Here is a 26,340-nt window from a genome sequence, read left to right as displayed (position 1 = left end):
ACATGGCAGGTTTTGAACTCAGCGAGGAATACCAGGACCTCAGCGACACCGTCCGCGATTTCGCGGACACCGTGGTGGCCCCGGTATCGGCCAAGCACGACGAGGAGCACAGCTTCCCCTACGAAGTCGTGAAGCAGATGGCGGAGATGGGCCTGTTCGGCCTGCCCTTCCCGGAGGAGTTCGGCGGAATGGGCGGGGACTACTTCGCCCTCGCCCTGGCACTGGAACAGCTGGGCCGGGTGGACCAGTCCGTCGCCATCACCCTGGAAGCCGGCGTCTCCCTGGGCGCCATGCCCGTGTACCGCTTCGGCACGGGCGCCCAGAAGGAGGAATGGCTCCCCATGCTGGCGTCCGGCCAGGCGCTCGCGGGCTTCGGGCTGACGGAACCCGAAGCCGGGTCAGACGCCGGCGGCACCAAGACCCACGCCCGGCGCGAGGGTGGCCAGTGGGTGATCAACGGCAACAAGGAGTTCATCACCAACTCCGGGACGGACATCACCCGGCTGGTCACGGTGACCGCAGTCACCGGACAGAAGGAGCGTCCGGACGGCAGCCTGCAGAAAGAGATCTCCACCATCCTGGTGCCCACCGACACGCCCGGCTTCAAGGCGGAAAAGCCCTACAACAAAGTGGGCTGGAACGCCTCGGACACCCACCCGCTCACGCTGAAGGACGTCCGCGTCCCGGAAGAAAACCTGCTGGGTGCCGAAGGCCGCGGCTACGCCAACTTCCTCTCCATCCTGGACGAGGGCCGCATCGCCATCGCAGCCCTCGCCACCGGCGCCGCCCAGGGATGCGCGGACCTGTCCGTCAAATACGCCAAGGAGCGCAGGGCCTTCGGCCAGGAAATCGGCAAGTACCAGGCCATCTCCTTCAAGATCGCCCGCATGGAAGCCAGGGCCCACACCGCCCGCCTGGCCTACTACGATGCAGCCGCCCGGATGCTCGCCGGAAAGCCGTTCAAGACGCAGGCGGCCATCGCTAAGATGGTCGCAGGCGAGGCGGCCATGGACAACGCGCGGGATGCCACCCAGGTATTCGGCGGCTATGGCTTCATCAACGAGTTCACCGTGGCACGCCACTACCGCGACTCCAAGATCCTTGAAGTGGGGGAGGGCACCACGGAGGTCCAGCTGATGCTGATCGCCCGCGAACTGGGACTCTAGCGGGTCCGCTGGGCGGTAGAGCCGTCCGGTGGTCCAGCCTGTCCCGGTGGTCGAGCCTGTCGAGACCCTTGAAAGGACCAACGATGATCAACAAGGTTGTTGCCAGCGCCGACGAAGCAGTGGCGGACATCCCGGACGGCGCCTCCCTGGCCGTGGGCGGGTTCGGACTCTGTGGAATTCCGGTCACCCTCATCGACGCCCTGCACCGTGCCGGCACCTCCGGACTGGAAACGGTCAGCAACAACTGCGGTGTGGACGACTGGGGGTTGGGCATCCTGCTCCGGGACGGGCGCATCCGCCGCACCATCAGCTCCTACGTGGGCGAGAACAAAGAGTTTGCCCGCCAATACCTGGCCGGTGAGCTGGAAGTGGTCCTCACGCCTCAGGGCACCCTCGCGGAGAAGCTGCGCGCCGGCGGCGCCGGGATCCCTGCCTTCTTCACCAAGGCGGGAGTGGGCACCCAGGTTTCCGACGGCGGCCTGCCGCAAAAGTACGACGCCGACGGCGGGATCGCGGTGGCATCGGAACCGAAGGAGGTGCGCTCCTTCGCCGGGGTTGACTACGTGCTGGAGGAGGCCTTGACGCCGGACTTCGGGCTGGTCCATGCCTGGAAGGGCGACCGGCACGGCAACCTCGTCTTCCACGCCACGGCCATGAACTTCAACCCGCTCTGCGCCATGGCCGGCCGCATCACCATCGCCGAGGTGGAAGAACTTGTGGAGCCGGGCGAACTGGACCCGGAACACATCCACACCCCCGGCATTTTCGTGCAGCGGGTAGTCCTGGCTTCCAACGCCGAGAAACGCATCGAAAAGCGGACCGTGGCGCTGGCAGCCCCGTCCGGCGGAGGTTCCGTCCAGGGACCCGGCAGCAACCAGCAGGCAGGAGCTTAGCCATGGATCCGAACAGCCCCTACGCTCCGCGGCCCGAAGGCGTCCGCCCCGAGTACCGCCGCGCACCCTCCCAGCAGCACGCCGCCACCGGCGATGCGGCAGGCGAAGCCGAAACCAAAGGCTGGACGCGCAACGAACTGGCCGCCCGGGTGGCCATGGAGCTCAGCAACGGCCAGTACGTAAACCTCGGAATCGGGATGCCCACGCTGATCCCCAACTACATTCCCGCCGGTGTGGAAGTGGTGCTGCACTCCGAAAACGGAATCCTCGGCGTCGGCCCTTATCCGGCGGAGGATGCCGTTGACCCCGACCTGATCAATGCCGGCAAGGAAACCGTCACCGTCAACAAGGGCGCAGCATTCTTTGACTCTGCATCGTCCTTCGGGATGATCCGGGGCGGCCACGTGGACGTTGCCGTCCTGGGAGCCATGGAGGTGGCCGCAAACGGAGACCTGGCCAACTGGATGATCCCGGGCAAGATGGTCAAGGGCATGGGCGGGGCCATGGACCTGGTGTTCGGCGCCAAGAAAGTCATCGTGATGATGGAGCACGTGGACCGCAGCGGCAGGCCCAAAATCGTCCAGGAGTGCTCGCTCCCGCTGACCGGCAAGGGGTGCGTGGACCGGATCATCACAGACCTCGCCGTCATCGACGTCGTCAAGGACACCTCAGGATCGCGCCTGGTGCTGCGCGAACTGGCACCCAACGTCTCCGCGGAGGACGTCGCCGCAGCCACCGGTGCCGAGCTGTTCGAAGAAGACCAGGAACTCACGGTATGACCGGGAACGAGGCTTCAACGAGCCCTGCCACGGGCTCTGCCTCCGGCGCCCCGCGCGTCATCGAGCAGCGCGGGCTGTACTTCGATGAACTGGAAGAAGGGGTGGTTTACGCGCACCGTCCCGGCCGCACGGTGACCGAGGCGGACAACGTCCTGTTCACCACCCTCACCATGAACACACAGGCCTTGCACCTCGACGCCGCCTGGAGCGCCGGCCAGCCGTTTGGCCAGCGGCTGGTCAATTCCATGTTCACGCTTTCCACGGTGGTGGGCCAGTCCGTCACCCAGTTAACGCAGGGGACCATCATCGCCCAGCTGGGCCTGACCGACGTGTCCTTCCCGCACCCGCTGTACCACGGGGACACCCTCTATACGGAGACCGTGATCGCCGGGAAGCGGCTCTCGCAATCACGGCCGGGCCAGGGGGTCGTCACCATGCAGCACACCGGCCGGAACCAGGACGGCGCCGTGGTGGCGCTCGCAACCCGAAGCTGCCTGATGTGGACCCGGGAGGCACACACCAGGCAGCACGGCAACGGACAGGAGACAATGCCGGTATGACCTTTGTGATGGGCCCTGCCCTGCTCTTTTGCCCTGCTGACCGGCCGGAACGCTACCAGAAGGCCGCCACCCGCGCCGATGCCGTCATCCTGGACCTCGAAGACGCCGTTGCCCCTGCCGACAAGCAGCGCGCCCGGGGTGCCATCCTTGCCCAGGTGGGGGCCACCGGCGACGTCCCGGAACTGGATCCCAGCCGGACCATCATCAGGGTGAACCCGGCCGGGACGGAGGAATTCGAAAAGGATCTGCACTCCCTGGCGCACACGCCCTACCGCACGGTCATGCTGGCAAAGGCGGAAAGTGCCGAGCAATTGAAAGCGCTTGAGGCCTACCAGGTCATCGCACTCTGTGAGACTGCCCTCGGCATCCTGAATGCGCCGGCCATTGCCGCCGCCCCCAACGTGGTTGCGCTGATGTGGGGAGCCGAGGACCTGCTGGCAACCCTGGGCGGTACGTCCAGCCGCGGTTACGACGGCGGCTACCGGGCCGTAGCGCTGCATGCCCGGTCATCGGTCCTCCTGGCTGCCCGCGCTTTCGGCAAGGAAGCGGTGGATGCCGTGTATGTCAACATCCCGGATCTCACAGGTTTGGCGGCGGAAGCGGCCGATGCTGTTGCGTCGGGCTTCGGTTCCAAAGCCTGCATCCACCCCAGCCAGGCCGCGGTGGTGCGGGGCGCCTACGCTCCTTCCGAGGCGGACGTGGCCGCGGCCTCAGCCCTGCTGCAGGCTGCCCGGACCGCCGGTTCCGGTGTTTTCCAGCACGAGGGAAAGATGATCGACGGGCCCATCCTGAAGCACGCCGAGGCCATCATCCGCCGGGCGGGGGAGCACGCCTAAAAGCCTTGCAGGGACCAAGCTGCCCTGGAGTCCGGCGCCGGTTTCCGCGTTGGCCGGCCGCTCACCTTCGCCGGCCTTGCGACCGCCGGAGGGAGATCGGCGGGATGGCCTCGTAGAGCCGGGTGCGCACCCACCGGTTCCCCGTCTCCCGGAACTCCTTGCGGGTGGCGAAACGGTAGTGGTAGCTAAGGACGCGCACCCAGCGGGGCGCCCCGCCGTCGAACGGGTCATGGCGCAGGAGCCGCAGGGTCTTCCGGTCCGCCTCCAGCAGCTTGCCGAGGAAGGCGTAAAACCACTCTTCGTGCACCGTCCGCAGCGGCAGGAACCACATGAGCCAGTCCAGCCGCAGGTGATAGGGGGCATACTGGCGGGGAATCCTGCGCACGTCCCCGGGCTTTCCCTTGAAGCCGTACTCACGCCAGTCGGAGGACTCATCGGGGTCGTCGTCCAGGGTGCCCTCCACCACAATCTCGATGCGCTGCTTGGTGACACTCCCGAACGCCCCGTAGGTGTTCACCAGCTGCCAGCGGTTGAAGCTCGCATTCATCAGCTGCCGGCGGGAGAACAGGTTCCGGAGCGGCCAGTAACTGAGCACCACCAGCAACAGGGTGGCAGCGAGCGTGATGACCAGCCACCAGAGCGGAGTCTCCCGCTCCACGCCCGCACCGTGCCAGTCCACGGGGATGGCCGGCAGGACGGCGTGGGCCGCCGAATCGCTGACGGCGGCGAACGCCAGCACGATGGCGATCCAGTTCAGCCAGGCGAAGTTGCCGGTGGCCACCAGCCACAGCTGTGTCACGATGACGACCGCCGCCGCGACGCTGGCCACCGGCTGGGGAGCGAACAGCAGGAAGGGGACCACCAGCTGGGCGAAATGGTTGCCCAGCACTTCCACCTTGTGGAGGGGCTTGGGCAGCAGATGCGCCTGCCGGCTGAGCGGACCGGGCATTGGCTGCGTCTCATGGTGGTAGTACAGCGCGGTCAGGTCGCGCCACTCCCGGCCGCCGCGGATCTTGATCATCCCGGCGCCGAATTCCAGCCGGAACACCAGCCACACGATCAGGATCAGGATGGTCCGGGGCGGGTCCGTCTGGTCAGAACCGAGGAACGCCACGGTGAAGCCCGCTTCAAGGAGGAGCATCTCCCAGCCGAACCCGTAGAACGTCTGGCCCACGTTCACGATGGACATGTACAGCAGCCAGAGGGACAGGAACGCAATCAGCGGCACCCAGGGAGGTCCCATCTGCGGGAGTCCGGCCACCAGCAGCGCCGATATCACAAGCCCCGCCGCGCAGACGGCCCGCAGCAGGCCGTCGGAGTAGCGCCAGCGGAAGAGGGTGGGCCGGCGCAGCCTGCTGAAGCCGCCCAGGTATTCCGGTGCCGGGAGAAATCCGCGCTCACCCAGCAGCGCGGGGAACTGATTCAGCGAGGACAGGAACGCGACGAAGTAGAGCGCGGCGATGCCCCGCTGCAGCACTTGCCGGGCGAACTCGTATTCCGGCGCATCGAACCAAGACAGCCAGTCCACGGCATCCACGTTACGCCGGGCCGTGCCGAGGTCAAGGCGCAGCCGGTCAAGGAGGTGCGGGATACTTAACCAATGCAGCCACGCAGAGTCGTCCTCCTCGGATCCACCGGTTCCATCGGCACCCAGGCGATTGACGTCGTCGACGGCGCCCCGCACCTTTTCGAGGTCGTGGCACTCAGCGCAGGCGGCGGCAACCTGGAACTCCTCGCCCGGCAGGCGGTGCATACGGGAGCTGCAGCCGTCGGAATCGCCGGCGGTGATCCGGCCCGCCTGGCCACCCTGATCGACCAGGCAGCCGCCGCTGCGGGAAAGTCCGGCTACCGGCCCCGGATCGTGTCCGGCCCCGACGCCTCCACCCGCATTGCGGAAATCGAGGCGGACGTGGTGCTCAACGGCATCACCGGTTCAATAGGCCTTGCCCCCACCCTGGCGGCGCTCAAGTCCGGCGCCACACTGGCCCTGGCCAACAAGGAATCCCTCATTGTGGGCGGCGAGCTGGTCAAGGCAGCGGCCCGGGACGGCCAGATTGTCCCCGTGGACTCAGAGCACTCCGCGATAGCCCAATGCCTGCGGTCCGGCACGGCCGGTGAAGTGGAAAAACTCATCCTCACAGCGTCCGGAGGCCCGTTCCGGGGCAGGAGCCGCGGGGAACTGCACGGTGTCACCCCGGAGGAAGCGCTGGCCCATCCCACCTGGGACATGGGCGTTATGGTCACCACCAACTCAGCCACGCTCGTCAACAAAGGACTCGAAGTGATCGAGGCGCACCTGCTCTTTGATGTTCCGCTGGACCGGATAGACGTTGTGGTCCACCCCCAGTCCGTGGTGCACTCCATGGTCCAGTTCATCGACGGCTCCGTCATCGCCCAGGCCTCGCCCCCGGACATGCGCCTGCCCATTGCGCTGGGGCTGGGCTGGCCGGACAGGGTGCCCAAGGCCGCGTCAGCCTGCGACTGGACCAAGGCGGCCACCTGGACCTTCGAACCGCTGGACGTGACCGCTTTCCCCGCCGTGGATCTCGCCAAGGAGGCCGCAAGGCAGGGCAGCACCTTCCCGGCAGTCTTCAACGCAGCCAACGAGGAAGCCGTGACGGCCTTCCATGCCGGCCGCATCCGGTTCACCGACATCGTGGACACGGTGGACGCCGTGCTCAGCGAACATACAGGTTCTTCCCGGCTCACGGTGGAATCCGTGCTTGATGCTGAGAGCTGGGCACGCGCCCGCGCCCACGAACGTTTAGCAGTCAGCAGTCTCTAGGAAGCAGCAAGCACCTCCATGACCCCCGTTCTCCTTTTTATCCTCGGCGTCGTCTTTGTGGCCATCGGCATCGCCGCCTCCATCGCGCTCCACGAAGTGGGCCACCTGGTGCCCGCCAAGCTCTTCAAAGTGCGTGTGACCAAGTACATGATCGGTTTCGGCCCCACCCTGTGGTCGAAGCGGAGGGGCGAAACCGAGTACGGCGTGAAGGCCATACCGTTGGGCGGCTACGTGTCCATGATCGGCATGTACCCGCCCAACAAGGACGACGGATCGGTCCGCCCTTCCAGCACGGGGATGTTCCAGACCCTGGCCACCGAAGCCCGGTCCATGGCGCATGAGGAAGTTGGCCCGGGCGACGAAAACCGCGTCTTCTACCGGCTTCCGGTCTGGAAAAAGATCATCGTGATGCTCGGCGGACCGGCCATGAACATGGTCCTCGGCCTCATCCTGACGGCCGTCCTGCTGATGGGCTTCGGAATGGCAACGGCCACCACCACCATTTCCGACGTTTCCAAGTGCCAGGTGGCGGCGGGCGAAACGGTGGACCCCGACTCCGCGGACTGCCGGCTGACGCCTGCCGCTGCCGCGGGACTGCAGCCCAATGACACCGTGACGTCCTTCGACGGCAAGGACGTCACCAGCTGGGACCAGCTGACCGAGTGGATCCGCGCCTCCGCCGGCCGCGAGGTAGCCATCACCGTGGAGCGCGACGGCGCCCCCCTCTCCACAACGGTGACCCCCGTTTTGTCCGCCCGGCCCATCATCGGCGTTGACGGCCGGCAGGAGACGGACGACGCCGGCAACCTCCGGTACCAGGACGTCGGCTTCCTGGGAATCGGCGCGCACACTGAACTGGTGCCCCAGCCGGCGTCGACCGTCCTGCCCATGGCGGGGGAAAACATCCGCCAGGTTGCCGGCGTCATCTTCAACCTGCCCGCACGCGTGGTGGGCGTGGCGAAGGCCGCCTTCAGTGAAGAGCCCCGCGATCCCAACGGTCCCATCAGCGTGGTGGGCGTCGGCCGGGTGGCCGGCGAAGTCGCCGCCATGGAGGAAATCCCGGTCCAGTCCCGGGTGGCCACCCTGATCGGGCTGCTGGCAGGGCTGAACTTCGCCTTGGCCGTCTTCAACCTGATCCCGCTATTGCCGCTGGACGGCGGCCACGTTGCCGGTGCCCTGTACGAAGGCGCCCGGCGAAGGGTGGCAAAGCTGTTCGGCAAACCGGACCCGGGGGCCTTTGACATCGCCAAACTGCTCCCCGTGACGTACGTGGTGGCGGCCTTGCTGATGGGCATGAGCGCCCTGCTGATCTACGCGGACATCGTCAAGCCCGTGAATCTCTTCGGCTGACTCCTAATACAGCTCCGGTTGATTCCCGGAAATCAGTCAATTTTGATTGAGATCGGATAGTCAGCCGCATATGGTTGATCCATGTTCGTTATGACGATTGACCAGCGGGGCAGCACAGGAGATACGGACCGGGTTCCGGACCTGATCTCCCAGCTTGCCGAATTGACACCTGCTGCCTTTGAGCGCTCGGTGGGCGATGAGCTCCAGGGCGTGGTGGCTGACCCCGCCGATGTCGTGGACATTGCCCTGCATGCGCTGCGGGCCGGCCGCTGGTATGTGGGAATCGGCATCGGAGCGGTATCGCTCCCTGGCGGTGCCAGCCCGCGTGAGGGGACAGGGGCAGCGTTCGTTGCCGCACGCCACGCCGTGGACCGGGCCAAGGCAGCAGGCTCGCAGGTTCCGTTGTCGGTGGTGCCGGGCACTATGGGCAAAGACGCGGAAGGCCGCGCCGTGGACGCTGAGGGGGTGCGGGCCTGTGCCAACGCTGAAGCGGTGCTGCGCCTGCTGGGCCGCGTTGTGCAGGAGCGCACCGATGCCCAGTGGCGGGTGGTGGACGCCCTCCGCCGCCAGGAAGCCGCCAGGCACGGGCGCCAAAAGCAGGTGGCTCTGGAGCTTGGAATCAGCGAACAATCGGTGAGCCGTACCGTACTCCGGTCGGGCTGGCAGGAAGAATGGGCAGCCAGGCCGGCGGCAGCAATGCTTCTGGACCATGCTCATTCAACGATTGCCCATTCAACGACTGCCCGTTCCCATGGTGAAGGAGCTCAATGAACGCACTGTGGATCACGGTTGCACTGCTTACGGCTGGTTTTGCGGGCTGGCCTGTGACGGCGCTCGTTTTCAAACTCGCCAGAACCATTGACGACAGGGCGGACGCCGCCAAGGCGGCGGAGCAGGCGCGGCGGGCTGCGGAGGACCCGTCCGCGGACGTCACTGTTGACCCTGTGCGCGGAAGCCGCCCGGACGAAGCCGGCCAAAAGGTGGACGGCGAGCTGACGGCTGAACCGGAGCACCCGGCGTCGGGCGCTGCACCTGCCGAGCCGGCCGCATCGGCACAGCGGATCCTGCGCGGCGGAGCCATCATCGGCATCCTGGAGCGGCTGGGAGTGTGCCTGGCCATCCTGACCGGCCAGCCGGTGGCCATCGCCTACATCGTGGCCATCAAAGGCCTGGGCCGGTTCGCGGAGCTGAAGGAGACGCCGGTGGCGGCTGAGCGTTTCATCATCGGAACGTTGACGTCCATGCTCTGGGCCGCCGGTACCGCAGCCGCCGTCAAGGTCCTCTTCCTCAGCTGAAACAGGTCTTCTGCCCGGCCGGAGATAGCACCCGGATGGGTGGCAGGGCGGGCATGGCGATAGGGTAGCGGTATGACAGTTTTTGCCGTTGAGTACGTTTATGCCGCCGATTCCACCGAAGCCCGCGACGAGGCCCGGCCAGCGCACCGCGAATGGCTTGCGGGCCTTGCGCAGGACGGCGTCCTCCTCGCCAGCGGTCCGTACGGTGACGGCGCCGGAGCGCTCCTGATCTTCAAGACAGCAGACGAGGCCGCCCTCAACTCGATCCTCAAGCAGGACCCCTTCGCCGCCGCCGGAGTCATCGCCGGGACCCGCATCACGGAATGGTCCCCCATCATCGGCGTCCTCGCCGGACTCACGGCGTAGCCGCTTCTTCTTTACCCTTTCAACTCTAGGAGTCCACGTGACCTCGGTCAGCCTGGGAATGCCGTCAGCACCGCCACCCGTCCTTGCCCCGCGCCGCAAGACCCGCCAGATCAAAGTCGGTTCCGTTGGGGTGGGCTCGGACTTCCCCATCAGCGTGCAGTCGATGACCACCACGCCCACCACTGACATCAACGCCACGCTGCAGCAGATCGCGGAGCTGACGGCGTCCGGCTGCGACATCGTGCGTGTTGCCTGCCCCTCCGCGGACGACGCCGAGGCGCTGCCCATCATTGCCCGGAAGTCCCAGATCCCGGTCATCGCGGACATCCACTTCCAGCCCAAGTACGTCTTCGCCGCCATCGAGGCCGGATGCGCCGCCGTGCGCGTCAACCCGGGAAACATCCGCAAGTTCGACGATCAGGTCAAGGAAATCGCCGCTGCCGCGCGGGACCACGGCACCTCCATCCGCATCGGCGTCAACGCCGGATCGCTGGAGCCGGGCATCCTCAAGAAGTACGGCAAGGCAACCCCTGAGGCGCTGGTGGAGTCTGCAGTGTGGGAAGCTTCGCTCTTCGAAGAGCACGGATTCCACGACTTCAAGATCTCGGTCAAGCACAACGATCCCGTCATCATGGTGGCGGCCTACGAAATGCTGGCCGAAAAGGGTGACTGGCCCCTCCACCTCGGCGTGACCGAAGCCGGCCCCGCGTTCCAGGGCACCATCAAGTCCGCCACTGCCTTCGGCGCCCTCCTGTCCAGGGGTATCGGCGACACCATCCGCGTTTCCCTCTCGGCCCCGCCGGTGGAGGAGATCAAGGTGGGGAACCAGATCCTGCAGTCCCTCAACCTGCGGCCCCGCAAGCTGGAAATTGTCTCCTGCCCGTCCTGTGGCCGCGCCCAGGTGGACGTTTACACGCTGGCGGAGCAGGTGACCGCCGGGCTGGAGGGAATGGAGATTCCGCTGCGCGTGGCTGTCATGGGCTGCGTGGTGAACGGACCGGGTGAGGCACGTGAAGCCGACCTCGGTGTTGCTTCCGGTAACGGCAAGGGCCAGATTTTTGTGAAGGGCGAAGTCATCAAGACTGTTCCCGAAAGCGAAATTGTTGAGACACTGATCGAAGAGGCCATGCGTATCGCGGAAGAGATGGGGGAGGCCGATGGCGAAGATGCTGTCAAGGGTAGCCCCGTGGTTAGCGTCTCGTAAGGACGTTACCGATCTGGCGGGGATTTCGGTCCGCACGCTGGACGGCCAGGACACCGAGGCGCTCAGGCTCCTTGCCCGGCAGGATCCGGTCACCAATGTGTTCATTCTCGCCCACCTGCGTGCTGCCGGCACCGCCGCGCCTACCAGCGGCGGCGCCGGCATCATTGGAGTGTTCGACGACGGCATCCTGGTGGGTGCCTGCTGGGCAGGCGCCAACCTGGTTCCCGTCCAGTTGGATCCCGCCCTTGCCGGAGTGGTGGCCGAGGCCGCCAACAGGTCCGGCCGGCGCTACGCCTCGGCATTTGGGCCCGCGCAGGCTGTGCTGGCCCTTCATGCTGAACTCGTGGAGCTGGGCCACCGTGCGCATGAAGTGCGCGCCGAACAGCCCCTGATGATTATCGACGGGCCGTCCTGCGTCGAGCCCAACCCCGGCCTCGAACTGGGAAACCTGGCGGATTTTGACCGCATCCTCCCTGCCTGCGCCGCGATGTTCGAGGAGGAAGTCGGATACTCGCCGTTCCTGGGCGGGCGGGAGTTCTACAGCCGCCGGGTGGAAGGCCTCATCCGGCAGGGCCACTCCCTTGTCCACCTCAACGATGCCCGGGAAGTGGTGTTCAAAGCGGAGCTGGGCGCTGTCACCTCCGAGGTCACCCAGATCCAGGGCGTATGGATGAACCCGCTCTTCCGCGGCCAGGGGTTGAGCCCCGGGTACATGTCCGCCGTCGTGGAGCAGGCGCAGAAGGTCGCGCCGGTCACCAGCCTTTACGTCAACGGCTTCAACGTGAGGGCGCGTTCCACCTATGAACGCGTGGGTTTCCGGCAGGTGGGAACCTTCGCTACAGTTCTCTTCTAGCCGGCGGCTGCCTGCGAAAGTCCCAATTCGGCCCGGTGGCCTGGTTAAGTGAGGTTCCCGGTCAGGTACCGCTGCACGTTGGGGGAGATGAGCCGGACAATATCCTCCGGTTCTGCCGATGCCAGCGGCTCCAGGCGGACCACGTAGCGGACCATCATCAGGCCCACCATCTGCGTTGCCACGAGGTCGCCGCGCAGGGCCACCTCATCCGGTGTCCCCGGAACGCCCGCCATGATGCGGCTGATAATGGTCCGGTTTACCATTTCCCGGAGCAGGGCAGTTTTCGCCTTTGACCCCAGTGTTCCCCGGAGGAACGCCACCAGGCTTGGCTGTGCGGGGCTTTCCCACAGGCGCAGCACGGCGCGGACAATCAGCTCCGCACGCTGGCCGGGGTCGGAGCCGGCTACCCCGGAAAGCACCTGCTCGGGGTCCGCCGGAAGCTCCACGCTGAGGGCGAAGAGCTCGTCCTTGCCCTTGAAAAAGTGGTGGATCATGGCCGGGTCAACGCCCGCCACCCGGGCCACCTGACGCAGGCTCGTACCCTCAAAGCCATGTTCGGCGAACTGGCGCCTCGCGGTCTCGAGGATATGGTCCCGGGACGCGGCACTGCCGCCCCGGCGTCCCCGCCTGACACCTGCAGCGCCGTGCCCGCCTGAGGTCATGCGCTGCGCCTGCGGAGGGTGAGCGATGCCAGCACCAGCACGCCCAGGACGATGGCTGCCATGATGCCTGCGTCCTGCCAGAGCTGTTCGGTGGCCTCGGAGTTGGCCGCGATTTCCTGCAACGCATCCACGGAAAACGTCAGCGGAAGGACGTTGGACACCGATTCCAGGACATCGTTCATCCGGTCGCGTGCCACGAACAGGCCGCACAACAGAATCTGCGGAACCACCACCACGGGCATGAACTGGACCGCCTGGAACTCCGTCCTGGCAAAGGCCGAACACAGCAGGCCCAACGCCACGCCCAGGACGGCGTTAATGACCGCAATCATCATCACAAGGCCCGGGGAACCTTCAATATCAAGGCCAAAAACCCAGTAGGCCACCGCCGTTGCCACCAGTGACTGGAGTGCGGCCATGATGGAAAAGGCCAGGCCGTAGCCAAAGAGCAGGTCCGCCTTATGCACAGGGGTGGTGAGCAGCCGTTCCAGTGTTCCGGACGTACGTTCGCGGAGCATGGTGATGGAAGTGACCAGGAACATGACCACGAACGGGAAGATGGCCAGCATCATCAGCCCCACCCGGTCGAAGGTACGTGGAGTTCCGGGTGGAAGAACCTCATTTTCGTACAGGAAATACACCGCGGTGAGGAGGAGCGCCGGAACCACCAGGATCAGGGCGATGCTGCGGTGGTCATGGCGCAGCTGGTCAAGGACCCGGCGCGTGGTGGCAAGAAGCATCCGGATGTCCATTACCGTCCGCTCCTGTCCGTGGCGGCCCCGGCGGCCGCGTCGCGGCCTCCCAGGCTCCCGCCGTCGTTGTTTTCCGACTCCCGGATGATGGTGAGGAAAGCTTTCTCGAGGTCGTTGCTGTGCCCCCGCCTGCTGAGCTCTTCAGGGGTCAGCTGCGCCAGCAGCCTGCCTTCCCGCAGGAGCAGCAGCGATTGGCAGTGGCTGGCTTCCTCCATCACGTGGCTCGATATGAGCAGGGTTATGCCGTCCTCGGCCATGGACCGGAAACGGCTCCACAGGTCCGCCCGCAGCACCGGATCCAGGCCAACGGTGGGCTCGTCCAGCACCAGCAGCCTGGGGCGGGCCACCAGGGCGCAGGCCAGCGAAACCCTGCTGAGCTGGCCGCCGGACAGGTCCGCGGTTTTCCGGCGTGCCTGCTGTTCAAGCCCGACGGCGGCAATCGCCTCATCCACATCCGTTTTCCTTTTGCGGTGCATGGCGCCGAAGTACCGTACGTTCGCTTCCACCGTCAGGTCCGGGTAGACGCTGGGCGACTGGGTCACGTAACCCACCTGGTGACGCAGCGCCGGGCTCCCCGCGGCTAGGCCCAGGACATCCACCGTTCCGGACGACACGAGCTGGACCCCGACGATGGCCCGCATGAGGGTGGTCTTACCGCTTCCGGACGGCCCAAGGAGGCCGGTGATTTGGCCGGCAGGGATGGCGAAGTCCAGGCTGCTCAGGACGGGAACCTTCCCGCGCACCACATTCAGGCCACGCGCCACCACCGCGCCGCCGATCCCGGTGGCCTGGATTCCTGCTGTTGCCGAATGGGACATGGCCGCCTCCGCCCTGGACAGGAGGGTTTCCGGCACGTGGTGCGCCGATAATTCATCACCTGATGAATTAAAGGTAGGACGCGCACAGCGGGGGGTCAACGGTCCAAAAACGAAGGCTACTTGCCAAACGTGTGCGCGATCACATAAGTTCGGTCTAGCTGCGCTGGAGTGGCGTGGGCGGTCTCACCAGTCCTCACCAGTACTTGGGCGATAACGGCGTCGAGCCACGCCCGGATGCGATGACCAGCCTCACTGGGGGGCCAGGGGCTTTGTAATTCCGGGCGTGGCTCTACTGTGTCCGGCACTTTTGGCCAGGGACCAGTCCAGCCCGCAGTCCAAGCCTGGCGCCGGGTGCCGGTAGATTAGTACCCAGACGAATTTGTCCGGCCCCTGCTGATCCAGCACTTCCCCAGAAACGGATACCACCCGTGGTTCTAAGACTGTCCCAGCTTTTCCTGCGCACCCTGCGCGAAGACCCCGTCGACGCCGAGGTCGCCAGCCACAAGCTCCTGGTCCGCGCCGGATACATCCGCCGCGCAGCCCCCGGCATCTACACGTGGCTTCCGCTGGGGCTGAGCGTGCTCCGCAAAGTCGAGGAGGTCATCCGCGAGGAAATGGCCGCCATCGGCGCCCAGGAAGTCCACTTCCCGGCACTGCTGCCGCGCGAACCGTACGAGGCCACTAACCGCTGGACCGAGTACGGTGAGGGCCTGTTCCGGCTCCAGGACCGCAAGGGCGCGGATTACCTCCTGGCCCCGACGCACGAGGAAATGTTCACGCTGCTGGTGAAGGACCTGTACTCGTCGTACAAGGACCTGCCCCTGAGCCTCTACCAGATCCAGAACAAGTACCGCGATGAAGCCCGTCCCCGGGCAGGCCTGCTCCGCGGCCGCGAATTCATCATGAAGGACTCCTACTCCTTCGACGTGGACGACGCCGGCCTGGACGCCAGCTACGCAGCGCACCGTTCCGCCTACCTCAAGATCTTTGCCCGGCTGGGCCTGGAGGTCGTCCCGGTTGCCGCCACCGCCGGCGCCATGGGCGGGTCCAAGAGCGAGGAATTCCTGTTCCCCACGGAGATCGGCGAGGACACCTTTGTCCGGTCGGCCGCAGGCTATGCCGCCAACGTGGAAGCCGTCACCACCGTGGTCCCCGCGGAGATCGACTTCAGCAACGCGCCTGCCGCCCAGGTACTGGACACCCCGAACACCCCCACCATCGAAACGCTGGTGGCGGCATCCAACGAACTGGCCCCCCGCAGCGAGGCCGACGGCGGCGCCTGGACTGCCGCGGACACCCTCAAGAACGTTGTCCTCGCCGTCACCCTGCCCACCGGTGAACGCCAGCTTGTGGTCATCGGCCTGCCGGGCGACCGCGGCGTTGACCTCAAGCGCGTGGAAGCCAACATCGGTTCCTTCCTGCCCATTGCAGGGGAAATCGGACTGGAAGCAGCCAACGACGACGACCTCAAGAAGCAGCCCCTCATCGTTAAGGGCTACCTCGGCCCCGGCCTGACCCTGGACGAACCCCTGCTGGGCAGCGAAAGCTCCACCAAGCTCCTCTACCTCGTGGATCCCCGCGTGGTCCGCGGCACCGCCTGGATCACCGGCGCCAACGAGGCCGGCAAGCACGTCTATGGCCTGGTGGCCGGACGCGACTTCACCTGGGACGGCGTCATCGAGTGCACCGACGTCCGCGAAGGCGACCCGTCTCCGGACGGCTCCGGTCCGTTGGAAATTGCCCGCGGCATCGAGATGGGCCACATCTTCCAGCTCGGCAGGAAGTACGCCGAAGCCCTGGACCTGAAGGTGCTGGACCAGAACGGCAAGCAGGTAGTGGTCACCATGGGCTCCTACGGTGTGGGCGTCACCCGCGCCGTCGCTGCCCTTGCCGAGGCCAACCACGATGACCGCGGCCTCGTCTGGCCACGCGCCGTGGCGCCGGCTGACGTCCACGTGGTTGCCGTGGGCAAGGGCGAGGACATTTTCGCCGCCGCGGAACAGCTGTCCCTGGACCTGGAGGCAGCCGGCCTGCAGGTCATCTACGACGACCGCCCCAAGGTGTCGCCCGGCGTGAAGTTCGGCGACGCAGAACTGGTGGGCGTCCCCACCATCCTGGCCGTCGGACGCGGCCTGGTGGACGGCGTCGTGGAAATCAAGGACCGCCGCACGGGGGAGGCTGAGAACGTAGCTGTTGATAAGGCGGTTGACTACGTGGTCAACGCCGTCCGCAACAGCTGACCCCCAGCGGTGGATTTAGGACTTGAGTCCCTCCAGCTGACAACAATCCTCCTGCTGGTGCTGGCAGGCTTCGCTGCCGGCTGGGTGGACGCGGTGGTGGGCGGGGGCGGGCTGATCCAGCTCCCCGCCCTGCTGCTGGTCCCCGGCATCACTCCGGTGCAGGCCCTGGCCACCAACAAGCTGGGCTCCATCTTCGGAACGGCCACCAGCGCCACCACCTATTACCGGCGGGTGGGACCGGACCTGAAAACGGCGCTGCCCATGGCCGTGATCGCGTTGGCGGGCAGTTTTGGCGGTGCCGTGCTGGCGGCCACCCTGCCGGCCAACGTCTTCAAACCCATCATCGTCGCGGCGCTGGTCGCCGTCGCGCTTTTCACGGCGCTCAAGCCCGACGTCGGGGACATCACGGCGCTGCGGCACGACGGCCACAAGCACTACGTGGTGGCGTGCCTCATTGGCGCCGTCATCGGTTTCTACGACGGGCTGATCGGCCCGGGCACGGGCTCGTTCCTGGTCATTGCCCTGGTCTCGGCCATGGGGTACGCCTTCCTGGAGGCCAGCGCCAAGGCAAAGATCGTGAACATGGCCACCAACGCGGGCGCACTGATGTTCTTCCTGCCGCACGGCTCTATCCTGTGGGGACTGGGCCTGCTGCTGGGCGCCGCCAACATGGCCGGCGGCTACCTCGGAGCAAGGACGGCAGTAAAGCAGGGAAGCAGCTTCGTCCGCGTGGTATTCCTGGTGGTGGTCGCGGCCCTCATCATCAAACTCGGCTATGACATCTGGCAGGAAAACTTCGCCTGACGCCGGAACCATCCCGGCCTCGTGGCCGTCCATGGCGAGGCGTAGCATGCAGGTATGTCACAGGGCGATGATGACTACTCCCCGGCTCTGTCAGCTGCACTGAGTCATGCCACGGACTGGCTGCAGAGCCTTCCTGACCGGCCAGTGGGGCCCAGTCTCGCTGCCCATGACCTGACTGATGCCTTCGGTGGACCACTTCCTTCGCCGGGCGTCCCGGCCGTGGAAGTGGTCGATTTCCTCGCCCGGAGCGCTGAACCCGGGCTGATGGCGATGCCCTCCGGCCGTTTCTTCGGCTGGGTCATCGGCGGAACGCTTCCGGCAGCACTTGCCGCCGACTGGCTGGTGAGCGCCTGGGACCAGAATGCGGGGCTGCGCTATGCCACCCCCGCAACGGCAGCCATCGAGGAAGCTGCCGGAACCTGGCTCCTGGAACTGTTGGGGCTTCCGGCCGGTTCCGACGTGGGATTCGTCACCGGAGCCACGATGGCCAATTTCACCGGGATGGCCGCCGGGCGGTGGCGGCTCCTCACGGATGCGGGATGGGACCTGGACCGGGACGGGCTGTCCGGTGCACCGCGCATCCGCTGCTTTGTCGGCCGGGAGCGGCACGACACCATCGATCTCAGCCTGCGGTATCTCGGGCTCGGAAGGCCCCGGGTGGTGGAAGCGGATGGCCAGGGACGCTTGATTCCGGCGGCACTGGATGCCGCGCTGCAGGAAGGTTCGGGGCCGGCCCTGGTGTGCCTGCAAGCCGGCAACCTGCACTCCGGCGCCTTCGATCCGTTCTCCGAAGCCATTGCCGTCGCCAGGAACCATGGTGCGTGGGTCCACATCGACGGCGCCTTCGGCCTGTGGGCCGCCGCGGCGCCGGAGCTGCGCCACCTGACAAGGGGCTGCGGGGACGCGGACTCATGGGCCACCGACGCCCACAAAACGTTGAACGTGCCCTACGACTGCGGCATCGCCATTGTCCGTGACGCCTCTGCGCTCCGCTCGGCGATGGGCTTGCACACGAGCTATTTGGTGCACGATGCGGAAGGGCCGGGGGACCCGTTCGAAAAAGTACCGGAACTGTCAAGGCGCGCACGCGGCGTGCCGGTGTGGGCCGCGCTCAAGAACCTTGGCCGTGATGGGGTGGCAGCGCAAGTCAGGGGACTCGCCGCGGCTGCCTCGGACATCGCCGCGGGACTCGCCGGGCTGGACGGCGTGGAGGTGCTGAACGACGTCGACTACACCCAGGTGTGCGTGGCTTTCGGTGACGATGCCACCACCCGTGCTGTAACAGCCCGCATCATCGAGGACGGCAGGGTCTGGATGTCCGGATCGCGCTGGCGGGACCGGGACATCCTGCGCGTGTCGGTGAGCAACTGGCATACGGCCGAAAAGGATGTGGGCACGGCCGTGGACGCCGTCCGGTCCGCCCTGGCTGCCGTGCGCGGCAGCTGAACTGAACCGTTGCCGGTGCCGGTACGCTAGCTCGGTGCCTGGCCCGGCTCGGGCAGGGCGTGGGCAGGCGGCAGCCCTTCAAGCGTCCGTCCGGCCAAGGTGCTGGCCACCCAGAGTGAGCGTGCCATATCGCCCTGGTGGTCCGGCTTTCCGGCGTACCACAGCGCATTGGCAACTTCCCGGGCGACACCCCACTGCCGGGCGGCTTCAGGATCAAGGCCGGCCGCTGCACTGAACTCGGCGCACCGCTCCCGCAGGCCTTCCCCAGGCTGGTTGGCCGGCAGGTCCCGGATCCGGTTCCACAGCAGCGGCGCCACCGCGAACTCCGGTTCGCCGATCATCGGCTGGGGGTCGATCGCGGCGTATCCTGCCGCCGTCGGCCGTCCATCCGGCACGGCCGCGCCGGGCCGGGCCAGGACATTGAGGAAATGCAGGTCTGTGTGGACCAGCACATCGCGGCCGGAGCGCCGGCCCACCGCCCCGCGGGTTTGGCAAACCTCGAGTGCCGCTTCGAGCAGCCAGCGGGGGAACGGCCGCCCCAGCTGTTCCCAATCGGCCGGAAGGTCATCGCTCCACTGTTCGGCGCGCGCCGCGATGTGCTCGAACTCCTGCCACTGGGGCCGCTGGTCCGGGCTTAGGCTCAGCTGCCGGACCAGCCTGCCCCACACGTCCACCGCCTCCTGCAGCGGCACCGCGTTGAGCGACTGTGTTGCCTCCAGCCGCTCCAGGAGCATGGCGCAGGTGCCCGCGTCCGATTCGAGCAGGGCTACCGCACCGCGGCCGCGCCACAGTGCCAGGGCGTGCCGTTCAACCCTTGCTTCATCGTGCGGAAAGGCGACCTTGAGGACTGCAGGGGAGCCGTCAGCCTGCAGCACCGGAACCACCACAGCGCCATGGCCGTTCCACGGCATGCTGCCATCGGCCAGGTCTGGCTCCAGGCGCCAGTGCTCGAGACGCCCCTGGATCAGGCCGGGAAGCGACGCGAGCCACGCCCGTCCTGCACTGCTGCGGCCGTACCGTGCAGTGAGGTCGGGAGGAATGGGGACTGCTGCTTGCTGGCTCATCAGCACCAGCCTAAGCGCAGGTGCGGACAGGGGTGGCAGGGTCTGCGGAATCCGGAAGGGTTCGACGCCCGTGCGTTCACCCCGGGAGGAGGGGGAGTTGGGCCTCGTCCAGCGCCAGTCCCGGAACCGGACCCGGATCGCCGCCCCAGTGCAGGGTGCGGGCGGCGGCCGATTGGAGCGCCTGCAGCGCCCAAGTGCGGGCAGGCCCCTCTGCCAGCGCCACCACGTCCCCGTATGCCGGCAGGGTTGCGGCCTCCAGCTGCGCCAGGCCGGCTGCCGGCGCAGCCAGGAAGCCGGCGTCCAGGACGTAGCCTGGCTGCTGGGGAGGGACAGTGCCGCAGTGGAGGCGGCCCCAGGCTTCAGCGTCCGCCGCGAGGTCCTGGTGCCGTGCAAGGAATTCCGACGCCGGTCCGGCCTCCGCAGGAGACAGCCGCGTCAGTGCGGCCTGGTATCCGTAGACCGCCTCCTGTTCGGCGGTGGAAGCGGCGGCCAGGGCAGTACCGGCGTCCGGCCCGGCAGGCGGGGCGGTGGGGCAGGAGGACGGCGCAGTCTCCGGATCAGGCGCGGTGGCGGAGGGTGAAGGTGCCGGTCCGGCTGCAGCAGCGGGTGCCACAGGGTCCGGAACGCCGGCGGCGGCTGCAAGATCCCGGGCTGCCAGAAGCTGCGCCGTCCCGGCACCGGCCAGCAGGCGTGCCATGCCGCCGTCGGCACTCTTCGCGTCCTCAAGCCGTGCGGAACCGCTGGCGGCCAACGCCGCGGCTAGTTCCGGCACCGTCATCTCCGGGGCAGCGGATGGCGGGGCAGCTGTGGCCGGCGGTGACGCCGGGGCGGCCTCCGGCAGGAGCAGTGCCCGGGCTTGGATGGTCAGCAAAGTCACAATGCGGCCGGTGGCGGCGGCAGCACCGCCGTCGGCGGCTCCGGCTGCGAGTTCCAGCCCCGCGGCGCGGAGCCCGAGGGCGTCCTCAAAGGCTGCCGCGCGCGCCTGCTCGGAGAATGGCGGAGCGGGCGGGACCGGCGGGTCGGCGGGCGTGAGGGCGAATCCCAGGCTAAGGACAAGGAGGGCTGCGAGCGATACAGCCGCGTACCGGAAGTAGCGCATCCGGGGCCGGTTTTCCTGCTGGTCGTCGTTCACAACAGACCATGGTGTCACGCCGGAAGGGGATCGCCGTGCACCACTGAGCCGGTAAAATAGCTACGCTAGTACACACCACATCATCTATAGGGAGGCGGCCGGCATCGTGAGCAATGCAGAAGCCACGGCTTCATCAGACCACACCGGAACGGGTCGGCCTGACTCCGCAGCGGCACACAATCCGGAAGCAGCCCGGCTCCGGGCCCTCCTTGAACCCTCGGTCCTCGCCAACCGCCTGTATCTTGAGGACGTCGCCATCAACGTAGCGGGTTCGCACCGGGTAGTCCACGTTGTGGTGGACCTTCCCCAGGAGGAAACCGGCGGCGTTAACCTGGACGTCATCGCGGACATCTCCAAGGTCCTGTCCGACGTTCTGGACAACGATCCGGGCGACGACGGCCGCCCGTACGATCTCGAAGTCTCCTCACCCGGTGTGGGACGTCCCCTGACGGAACCCCGCCACTGGCACCGGGCCAAGGGCCGGATGGTCAAAGTGAACGTTGTCCAGGGCGACAACATCACGGGCCGCATCCAGTCCGTGGATGACGGGGGAGTGACCCTCGTCCCGGAGATCGCGGTCAAGAAGGGCATGAAGCCCAAGCAGGGCGAGCCCGTAAAACTTCCTTTCGACAGGATCCGCAGCGGAAAAGTCGAGATCGAATTCAGCCACCTCAATGAGGGCGGTCTGGAACCTGAACACAATGGACCTTCTGAGGAGGCCTGATGGATATTGACATGAGCGCACTGAGACTTCTGGAGCGTGAGCGTGAAATCCCGCTGGACCTCCTGATCCCCACCATCGAGCAGGCGCTCCTGGTGGCCTACCACAAGTCCCCCGGCGCCTTTGAAAAGGCCCGGGCCGAGTTGGACCGCAAGAGCGGCCACGTGACCATCTGGGCTGTGGAGATTGACGACGACGGCGCCCCCATTGGCGAGTTCGAGCACACCCCGGAAGGGTTCGGCCGCATCGCCGCCAGCACCGCGCGCCAGATCATCCTGCAGCGGCTCCGCGATGTTGAAGACGACAACGTCCTGGGCGAGTTCAAGGGCCGCGAAGGCGAGCTGGTGTCCGGCACCATCCAGCAGGGCAACAACCCCCACATGATCCAGGTCAACCTGGGCTCCGTGGAGGCGCTGCTTCCGCCGCCCGAGCAGGTCCCCGGCGAGAAGTACATCCACGGCAACCGGCTCCGGGCCCTGGTCATCGACGTCCACCGCGGCTCCAAGGGCCCGTCCGTCACCCTGTCACGGTCCCACCCGGGGCTCGTCCGGAAGCTTTTCGAACTGGAAGTGCCTGAGATTGCCGACCGGTCCGTGGAGATCGTTGCCCTCGCCCGTGAAGCAGGCCACCGCACCAAGATCGCCGTCAAGGCCAACACCCCCGGCATCAACGCCAAGGGTGCCTGCATCGGTGAGATGGGGTCGCGTGTCCGCGCCGTGATGACGGAACTCAATGACGAGAAGATCGACATCGTCGACTTCAGCGAGAACCCGGCAACCTTTATCGCCAGCGCCCTCTCGCCGTCGCGCGTGAATTCGGTCACCATCACCGATGAGGCCACCCGGTCAGCGCGTGTTGTGGTTCCCGACTACCAGCTGTCACTGGCCATCGGCAAGGAGGGCCAGAACGCCCGCCTGGCCGCAAAGCTCACCGGCTGGCGGATCGACATCGTTTCCGACGCCGCCACGGCCAAGGAAAACTGACAGCCTTTCCGCCGGACCCTGCCACGCCGGAACCGCAACTGGTTTCGGGCAGAACGGCCCAAAGGGGCTAGAATAGATAAGACCGCGCCTAACGGCCGGCAGTCGTGCGCCATGGGTGTGCCCTTTCCGTGCCAACGGGAGGGTTGCCTGCGGCCAGCAGAGATGAACGTCAGGACGATGACCGTGGCAGAAGTACTTACCAGCGGGAGTCAACCCGAACGGACCTGCATCGGATGCCGGAAGAAGGGGCCGCGGTCTGAGTTACTCCGGCTTGTCGCCGAAGGCAGCGGATCATCCGCTGTCCTGGTTGATGAACGACGCCGGATGGCTGGCCGGGGTGCATGGCTGCACCCCAGCGAATCGTGCCTGGCTCTGGCGATAAAACGGCGAGCGTTCGGACGTGCCCTTCGGGGCGCAACCGGAACAGCCGCCGTCGAACACCGGATCAAGTCAGGCCCGAGCGTCGCAGGCGCCCCGGTGGCTGCGACACCAACCGTCCAACCTGAAAGCGGGTCAGAAATCTGATGGAAACCCGATGAGTTCCCAGCGATGAGTGCGTAACGATGACAACTTTGTTGCGCTCTGCAATGGGCCCTTCTGCATGTGCGGCTGGGGCCCGCAGTAAGAAGTAGACGGTTCGTGCCTGGCTCGGTGCGGACCGAGACAGGAGAAATGTGGCCAAGGTCCGCGTACACGAGCTTGCGAAAGAGCTCGGTATTACTTCCAAAGATGCAGTGACAAAACTGCAGGAACTGGGCGAATTCGTTCGCTCCGCCTCTTCCACCATTGAGGCCCCCGTTGTGCGCAAGCTGCGCAACGCCTTCCCCGACGCTGCTGCCAAGGCAACAGCACCGGCAGCCGCGCCCAAGGCGCCCGCCCCGGCGGCGGAATCACGCCCTTCAACCCCGGCTCCCGGCCCGGCTGCACCCAAGGCTCCGGCCCCCAAGGTGCAGGCACCCGCCCCCGCCGCTCCGGCAGCCCCGGCACCGGCCGCTGCTCCGGCAGCACCTGCTGCCAGCACGCCTGCCGCCAGCGCACCTGCCGCTCCGGCTGCACCCGCTGCGCCGTCCACCGGCGCCAAGCCCGGCGCTCGTCCGGCTCCCAAGGCTGACACCCCGGCTGCACCCGCTGCCCGCCAGGGTGGTTCCGCATCCGGTGCATCCGCACCCCGTCCCGGCGGCCCCCGTCCGGGCAACAACCCCTTCGCCACTTCACAGGGCATGCCCCGTGGCCGTGGCGGCGACGGAGACCGTCCGCCGCGTCCGGGCAACAACCCGTTTGCCACCTCTCAGGGCATGCCCCGTCCGGGCGGCAGCCGTACCGACGGCGACCGTCCCGGTGGTCCGCGTCCCGCAGCAGGTGCCGGTGGCCCCCGTCCGGGCGGTCCCCGTCCCGCTGCCGGTGCAGGCGGTCCCCGTCCCGCAGCCGGTGCCGGTGGACCCCGCCCGGGTGCACCGCGTCCCGGTGGTGCAGGCGGAAACCGTCCTACGCCCGGCATGATGCCCAACCGCACTGAGCGTCCCGCACCCGCTGGTGCAGGCCGTCCCGGTGGCGGCGGCCGTGGCCCCGGACGCCCCGGTGGCGCCCCGGGCACCGGTGGTCCCGGTGCCGGCGGCGGTGCTCCCGCAGGCGGTGGCTTCGGCAAGGGTGGCCGCGGTCGCGGTGGCACCCAGGGTGCGTTCGGCAAGGGCGGCGCCGGTCGTGGCAAGCAGCGCAAGTCGAAGCGCGCAAAGCGCCAGGAACTTGAGCAGATGAGCGCACCGTCGCTGGGTGGCGTGAGCGTGCCCCGCGGCGACGGCAACACCGTCATCCGCCTGCGCCGTGGATCATCCATCACGGACTTCGCCGACAAGATCGAGGCGAACCCCGCCGCGCTGGTCACCGTGCTGTTCCACCTCGGTGAAATGGCAACTGCCACCCAGTCGCTGGACGAGGAAACCTTCGCGCTGCTCGGCGAGGAGCTTGGCTACAAGCTCCAGGTCGTCTCGCCGGAGGACGAAGAGCGCGAGCTGCTCTCCGGCTTCGACATCGACTTCGAAGCCGAACTGGAAGCCGAAGGCGACGAAGACCTCGAGGCACGTCCTCCGGTAGTCACCGTCATGGGCCACGTGGACCACGGTAAGACCCGCCTGCTCGATGCCATCCGCAAGTCCGACGTTATGGCGGGCGAGCACGGCGGCATCACGCAGCACATCGGTGCCTACCAGGTCACGCACAACCACGAAGGCGACGACCGGAAGATCACCTTCATCGATACCCCGGGCCACGAGGCGTTCACCGCCATGCGTGCCCGTGGTGCGAAGGTCACCGACATCGCCATCCTGGTGGTCGCAGCGGACGACGGCGTTATGCCCCAGACCGTTGAAGCCCTCAACCACGCACAGGCGGCCAACGTGCCCATCGTCGTGGCTGTGAACAAGATCGACAAGGAAGGCGCCAACCCGGACAAGGTCCGCGGCCAGCTGACCGAGTACGGCCTGGTTCCGGAAGAATACGGTGGCGACACCATGTTCGTGGAGGTCTCTGCCCGCCAGAACCTCAACATCGACGAGCTGCTCGAGGCCGTCCTGCTGACCGCAGACGCCGCCCTGGACATGCGCGCCAACCCGAACAAGGACGCCCGCGGTATCGCGATCGAAGCCAACCTGGACAAGGGCCGCGGTTCCGTGGCCACCGTCCTGGTGCAGTCCGGTACGCTGCGCGTCGGCGACACCATCGTGGCAGGCACGGCCCACGGCCGCGTCCGTGCGATGTTCGACGACGACGGCAGCGCCCTGACCGAGGCCGGCCCGTCCCGCCCCGTGCAGGTGCTGGGTCTGTCCAACGTCCCGCGTGCAGGCGACACCTTCTTCGTGACCGCTGACGAGCGCACCGCCCGCCAGATCGCCGAGAAGCGTGAAGCAGCGGACCGCAACGCCGCCCTGGCCAAGCGCCGCAAGCGCATCAGCCTCGAAGACTTCGACCAGGCAGTGGCCGAAGGCAAGATCGACACCCTCAACCTCATCCTCAAGGGTGACGTGTCCGGTGCCGTGGAAGCCCTCGAAGACGCCCTGCTCAAGATCGACGTCGGCGAAGGCGTGCAGCTGCGCGTCATCCACCGCGGTGTTGGTGCCATCACGCAGAACGACGTCAACCTGGCAACAGTGGACAGCGCCGTCATCATCGGCTTCAACGTCAAGCCGGCCGAGCGGGTTGCCGAACTGGCAGACCGCGAAGGCGTGGACATGCGCTTCTACTCCGTCATCTACTCCGCAATCGATGACATCGAGATGGCGCTCAAGGGCATGCTCAAGCCGGAATACGAAGAATTCCAGCTGGGCACCGCCGAGGTCCGCGAAGTCTTCCGCTCCTCCAAGTTCGGAAACATCGCAGGCTCGATCGTCCGCTCCGGCATCATCCGCCGTAACACCAAGGCCCGCATCAGCCGCGACGGCAAGATCATCGGTGACAACCTCACCGTTGAAACGCTCAAGCGCTTCAAGGATGACGCAACCGAGGTCCGCACGGACTTCGAGTGTGGTATCGGCCTTGGCTCGTACAACGACATCTCCGAAGGCGACATCATCGAGACCTTCGAGATGCGCGAGAAGCCGCGCGTCTAGGTTGTTCCAGCCTTAAAAACGGTGCGGGG

At 66.8% G+C, this 26,340-nt stretch carries 25 protein-coding genes; 19 read left to right on the top strand and 6 right to left on the bottom strand.

Features of this window, described 5'->3' with window-relative positions:
* Positions 1–2 precede the first annotated feature (2 nt).
* The 5 genes from P2Q66_RS06650 (at position 3) to P2Q66_RS06630 (ending at position 4,234) form a co-directional block, all read left to right on the top strand.
* On the top strand, positions 3–1,166 hold the full coding sequence (locus P2Q66_RS06650) for an acyl-CoA dehydrogenase family protein (RefSeq protein ID WP_275726517.1): 1,164 nt from the start codon (positions 3–5) through the stop codon (positions 1,164–1,166).
* An 83-nt stretch (positions 1,167–1,249) separates the two neighbouring features.
* Complete coding sequence (locus tag P2Q66_RS06645; RefSeq protein WP_079595529.1) at positions 1,250–2,059, top strand: CoA transferase subunit A; 810 nt, start codon at positions 1,250–1,252, stop codon at positions 2,057–2,059.
* A 2-nt stretch (positions 2,060–2,061) separates the two neighbouring features.
* Positions 2,062–2,838: a CoA transferase subunit B gene (locus P2Q66_RS06640; RefSeq protein ID WP_079595528.1), complete on the top strand. Its 777-nt coding sequence runs from the start codon at positions 2,062–2,064 to the stop codon at positions 2,836–2,838.
* Positions 2,835–3,398, top strand: a complete 564-nt coding sequence (locus P2Q66_RS06635) for a MaoC family dehydratase (protein ID WP_275726514.1) — start codon at positions 2,835–2,837, stop codon at positions 3,396–3,398. Before P2Q66_RS06640 ends, P2Q66_RS06635 begins: the two co-directional genes overlap by 4 nt.
* Positions 3,395–4,234: a CoA ester lyase gene (locus tag P2Q66_RS06630; RefSeq protein ID WP_275726512.1), complete on the top strand. Its 840-nt coding sequence runs from the start codon at positions 3,395–3,397 to the stop codon at positions 4,232–4,234. The genes P2Q66_RS06635 and P2Q66_RS06630 overlap by 4 nt, the downstream gene beginning before the upstream one ends.
* A gap of 61 nt (positions 4,235–4,295) precedes the next feature.
* Here the strand turns inward: P2Q66_RS06630 and P2Q66_RS06625 are convergent, their stop codons facing one another.
* The gene (locus P2Q66_RS06625) at positions 4,296–5,762 is read right to left on the bottom strand and encodes a lipase maturation factor family protein (protein WP_275726510.1); all 1,467 of its coding nucleotides are present in this window, start codon (positions 5,760–5,762) and stop codon (positions 4,296–4,298) included.
* Positions 5,763–5,834: 72 nt separating this feature from the next.
* Here P2Q66_RS06625 and dxr point away from each other — a divergent pair, with 72 nt between their 5' ends.
* From dxr to P2Q66_RS06590, 7 genes are all read left to right on the top strand, one after another.
* Positions 5,835–7,019 (top strand): 1-deoxy-D-xylulose-5-phosphate reductoisomerase, encoded by a 1,185-nt coding sequence (gene dxr, locus P2Q66_RS06620; RefSeq protein ID WP_275726507.1) that lies wholly within the window; start codon positions 5,835–5,837, stop codon positions 7,017–7,019.
* Between the two features lie 18 nt (positions 7,020–7,037).
* Positions 7,038–8,369: a site-2 protease family protein gene (locus P2Q66_RS06615; RefSeq protein WP_115524150.1), complete on the top strand. Its 1,332-nt coding sequence runs from the start codon at positions 7,038–7,040 to the stop codon at positions 8,367–8,369.
* An 81-nt stretch (positions 8,370–8,450) separates the two neighbouring features.
* Positions 8,451–9,140, top strand: coding sequence for a MarR family transcriptional regulator (locus tag P2Q66_RS06610; protein ID WP_275726505.1), 690 nt, complete (start codon positions 8,451–8,453; stop codon positions 9,138–9,140).
* Positions 9,137–9,664: a hypothetical protein gene (locus tag P2Q66_RS06605; RefSeq protein WP_275726504.1), complete on the top strand. Its 528-nt coding sequence runs from the start codon at positions 9,137–9,139 to the stop codon at positions 9,662–9,664. The genes P2Q66_RS06610 and P2Q66_RS06605 overlap by 4 nt, the downstream gene beginning before the upstream one ends.
* A gap of 72 nt (positions 9,665–9,736) precedes the next feature.
* Positions 9,737–10,030 (top strand): YciI family protein, encoded by a 294-nt coding sequence (locus P2Q66_RS06600; RefSeq protein WP_079595519.1) that lies wholly within the window; start codon positions 9,737–9,739, stop codon positions 10,028–10,030.
* 37 nt (positions 10,031–10,067) lie between these two features.
* Positions 10,068–11,234 (top strand): flavodoxin-dependent (E)-4-hydroxy-3-methylbut-2-enyl-diphosphate synthase, encoded by a 1,167-nt coding sequence (gene ispG / locus P2Q66_RS06595; protein WP_079595518.1) that lies wholly within the window; start codon positions 10,068–10,070, stop codon positions 11,232–11,234.
* Complete coding sequence (locus tag P2Q66_RS06590; RefSeq protein ID WP_115524154.1) at positions 11,197–12,087, top strand: GNAT family N-acetyltransferase; 891 nt, start codon at positions 11,197–11,199, stop codon at positions 12,085–12,087. Before ispG ends, P2Q66_RS06590 begins: the two co-directional genes overlap by 38 nt.
* A 44-nt stretch (positions 12,088–12,131) precedes the next feature.
* On the opposite strand, the gene P2Q66_RS06585 is transcribed toward P2Q66_RS06590, so the two are convergent.
* From P2Q66_RS06585 to P2Q66_RS06575, 3 genes are read right to left on the bottom strand one after another with little or no spacing between them, the layout of a single operon-like run.
* A complete protein-coding gene (locus tag P2Q66_RS06585; RefSeq protein ID WP_275726503.1) occupies positions 12,132–12,749 on the bottom strand; it encodes a TetR family transcriptional regulator in 618 nt (205 codons plus the stop codon).
* Entirely contained in the window at positions 12,746–13,489 is a 744-nt protein-coding gene (locus P2Q66_RS06580) for an ABC transporter permease (RefSeq protein WP_275726546.1), read from the bottom strand. The genes P2Q66_RS06585 and P2Q66_RS06580 overlap by 4 nt, the downstream gene beginning before the upstream one ends.
* Positions 13,490–13,500: 11 nt before the next feature.
* Positions 13,501–14,319: an ABC transporter ATP-binding protein gene (locus P2Q66_RS06575; protein WP_275726544.1), complete on the bottom strand. Its 819-nt coding sequence runs from the start codon at positions 14,317–14,319 to the stop codon at positions 13,501–13,503.
* 428 nt (positions 14,320–14,747) lie between these two features.
* Between P2Q66_RS06575 and P2Q66_RS06570 the strand changes: the two genes are divergently transcribed.
* The 3 genes from P2Q66_RS06570 to P2Q66_RS06560 are packed head-to-tail and all read left to right on the top strand — an operon-like array spanning position 14,748 to position 18,809.
* Positions 14,748–16,559 (top strand): proline--tRNA ligase, encoded by a 1,812-nt coding sequence (locus P2Q66_RS06570; protein WP_079595514.1) that lies wholly within the window; start codon positions 14,748–14,750, stop codon positions 16,557–16,559.
* A gap of 9 nt (positions 16,560–16,568) precedes the next feature.
* Entirely contained in the window at positions 16,569–17,363 is a 795-nt protein-coding gene (locus P2Q66_RS06565; RefSeq protein WP_275726500.1) for a TSUP family transporter, read from the top strand.
* A gap of 54 nt (positions 17,364–17,417) precedes the next feature.
* A complete protein-coding gene (locus P2Q66_RS06560; RefSeq protein ID WP_275726497.1) occupies positions 17,418–18,809 on the top strand; it encodes a pyridoxal-dependent decarboxylase in 1,392 nt (463 codons plus the stop codon).
* A gap of 26 nt (positions 18,810–18,835) precedes the next feature.
* Here the strand turns inward: P2Q66_RS06560 and P2Q66_RS06555 are convergent, their stop codons facing one another.
* On the bottom strand, positions 18,836–19,873 hold the full coding sequence (locus tag P2Q66_RS06555; RefSeq protein ID WP_275726495.1) for an aminoglycoside phosphotransferase family protein: 1,038 nt from the start codon (positions 19,871–19,873) through the stop codon (positions 18,836–18,838).
* 76 nt (positions 19,874–19,949) lie between these two features.
* The gene (locus P2Q66_RS06550) at positions 19,950–21,023 is read right to left on the bottom strand and encodes a DUF4439 domain-containing protein (RefSeq protein WP_275726493.1); all 1,074 of its coding nucleotides are present in this window, start codon (positions 21,021–21,023) and stop codon (positions 19,950–19,952) included.
* An 88-nt stretch (positions 21,024–21,111) separates the two neighbouring features.
* On the opposite strand from P2Q66_RS06550, the gene rimP reads away from it, so the two are divergent.
* The 4 genes from rimP (at position 21,112) to infB (ending at position 26,311) form a co-directional block, all read left to right on the top strand.
* Positions 21,112–21,729 carry a ribosome maturation factor RimP gene (rimP, locus tag P2Q66_RS06545; RefSeq protein WP_079595509.1) on the top strand — a complete coding sequence of 206 codons (618 nt, stop codon included), beginning with the start codon at positions 21,112–21,114 and terminating at the stop codon, positions 21,727–21,729.
* Positions 21,729–22,709 (top strand): transcription termination factor NusA, encoded by a 981-nt coding sequence (gene nusA / locus P2Q66_RS06540; protein ID WP_079595508.1) that lies wholly within the window; start codon positions 21,729–21,731, stop codon positions 22,707–22,709. Before rimP ends, nusA begins: the two co-directional genes overlap by 1 nt.
* Positions 22,710–22,886: 177 nt before the next feature.
* On the top strand, positions 22,887–23,234 hold the full coding sequence (locus tag P2Q66_RS06535) for a YlxR family protein (protein WP_176156741.1): 348 nt from the start codon (positions 22,887–22,889) through the stop codon (positions 23,232–23,234).
* Between the two features lie 149 nt (positions 23,235–23,383).
* Positions 23,384–26,311, top strand: coding sequence for a translation initiation factor IF-2 (gene infB, locus P2Q66_RS06530; protein WP_275726489.1), 2,928 nt, complete (start codon positions 23,384–23,386; stop codon positions 26,309–26,311).
* Positions 26,312–26,340: the final 29 nt, after the last annotated feature.

The sequence above is a fragment of the Arthrobacter sp. Cr_A7 genome (assembly GCF_029222765.1).
Classification (GTDB): domain Bacteria; phylum Actinomycetota; class Actinomycetes; order Actinomycetales; family Micrococcaceae; genus Arthrobacter.
This window is presented reverse-complemented; position numbering and strand designations above follow the sequence as displayed.

What these genes read in the sequence shown, in the direction of transcription:
- dxr (WP_275726507.1), top strand. Translation starts at nt 5,835, where the DNA reads ATGCAGCCACGCAGAGTCGTCCTCCTCGGATCCACCGGTTCCATCGGC.
- P2Q66_RS06610 (WP_275726505.1), top strand. Translation starts at nt 8,451, where the DNA reads ATGTTCGTTATGACGATTGACCAGCGGGGCAGCACAGGAGATACGGAC.
- P2Q66_RS06600 (WP_079595519.1), top strand. Translation starts at nt 9,737, where the DNA reads ATGACAGTTTTTGCCGTTGAGTACGTTTATGCCGCCGATTCCACCGAA.
- P2Q66_RS06590 (WP_115524154.1), top strand. Translation starts at nt 11,197, where the DNA reads ATGCTGTCAAGGGTAGCCCCGTGGTTAGCGTCTCGTAAGGACGTTACC.
- P2Q66_RS06585 (WP_275726503.1), bottom strand. Translation starts at nt 12,749, where the DNA reads ATGACCTCAGGCGGGCACGGCGCTGCAGGTGTCAGGCGGGGACGCCGG.
- P2Q66_RS06650 (WP_275726517.1), top strand. Translation starts at nt 3, where the DNA reads ATGGCAGGTTTTGAACTCAGCGAGGAATACCAGGACCTCAGCGACACC.
- P2Q66_RS06560 (WP_275726497.1), top strand. Translation starts at nt 17,418, where the DNA reads ATGTCACAGGGCGATGATGACTACTCCCCGGCTCTGTCAGCTGCACTG.
- P2Q66_RS06575 (WP_275726544.1), bottom strand. Translation starts at nt 14,319, where the DNA reads ATGTCCCATTCGGCAACAGCAGGAATCCAGGCCACCGGGATCGGCGGC.
- P2Q66_RS06635 (WP_275726514.1), top strand. Translation starts at nt 2,835, where the DNA reads ATGACCGGGAACGAGGCTTCAACGAGCCCTGCCACGGGCTCTGCCTCC.
- P2Q66_RS06630 (WP_275726512.1), top strand. Translation starts at nt 3,395, where the DNA reads ATGACCTTTGTGATGGGCCCTGCCCTGCTCTTTTGCCCTGCTGACCGG.
- P2Q66_RS06645 (WP_079595529.1), top strand. Translation starts at nt 1,250, where the DNA reads ATGATCAACAAGGTTGTTGCCAGCGCCGACGAAGCAGTGGCGGACATC.
- P2Q66_RS06580 (WP_275726546.1), bottom strand. Translation starts at nt 13,489, where the DNA reads ATGCTTCTTGCCACCACGCGCCGGGTCCTTGACCAGCTGCGCCATGAC.
- P2Q66_RS06535 (WP_176156741.1), top strand. Translation starts at nt 22,887, where the DNA reads ATGACCGTGGCAGAAGTACTTACCAGCGGGAGTCAACCCGAACGGACC.
- P2Q66_RS06605 (WP_275726504.1), top strand. Translation starts at nt 9,137, where the DNA reads ATGAACGCACTGTGGATCACGGTTGCACTGCTTACGGCTGGTTTTGCG.
- P2Q66_RS06640 (WP_079595528.1), top strand. Translation starts at nt 2,062, where the DNA reads ATGGATCCGAACAGCCCCTACGCTCCGCGGCCCGAAGGCGTCCGCCCC.
- nusA (WP_079595508.1), top strand. Translation starts at nt 21,729, where the DNA reads ATGGATATTGACATGAGCGCACTGAGACTTCTGGAGCGTGAGCGTGAA.
- P2Q66_RS06555 (WP_275726495.1), bottom strand. Translation starts at nt 19,873, where the DNA reads ATGAGCCAGCAAGCAGCAGTCCCCATTCCTCCCGACCTCACTGCACGG.
- P2Q66_RS06615 (WP_115524150.1), top strand. Translation starts at nt 7,038, where the DNA reads ATGACCCCCGTTCTCCTTTTTATCCTCGGCGTCGTCTTTGTGGCCATC.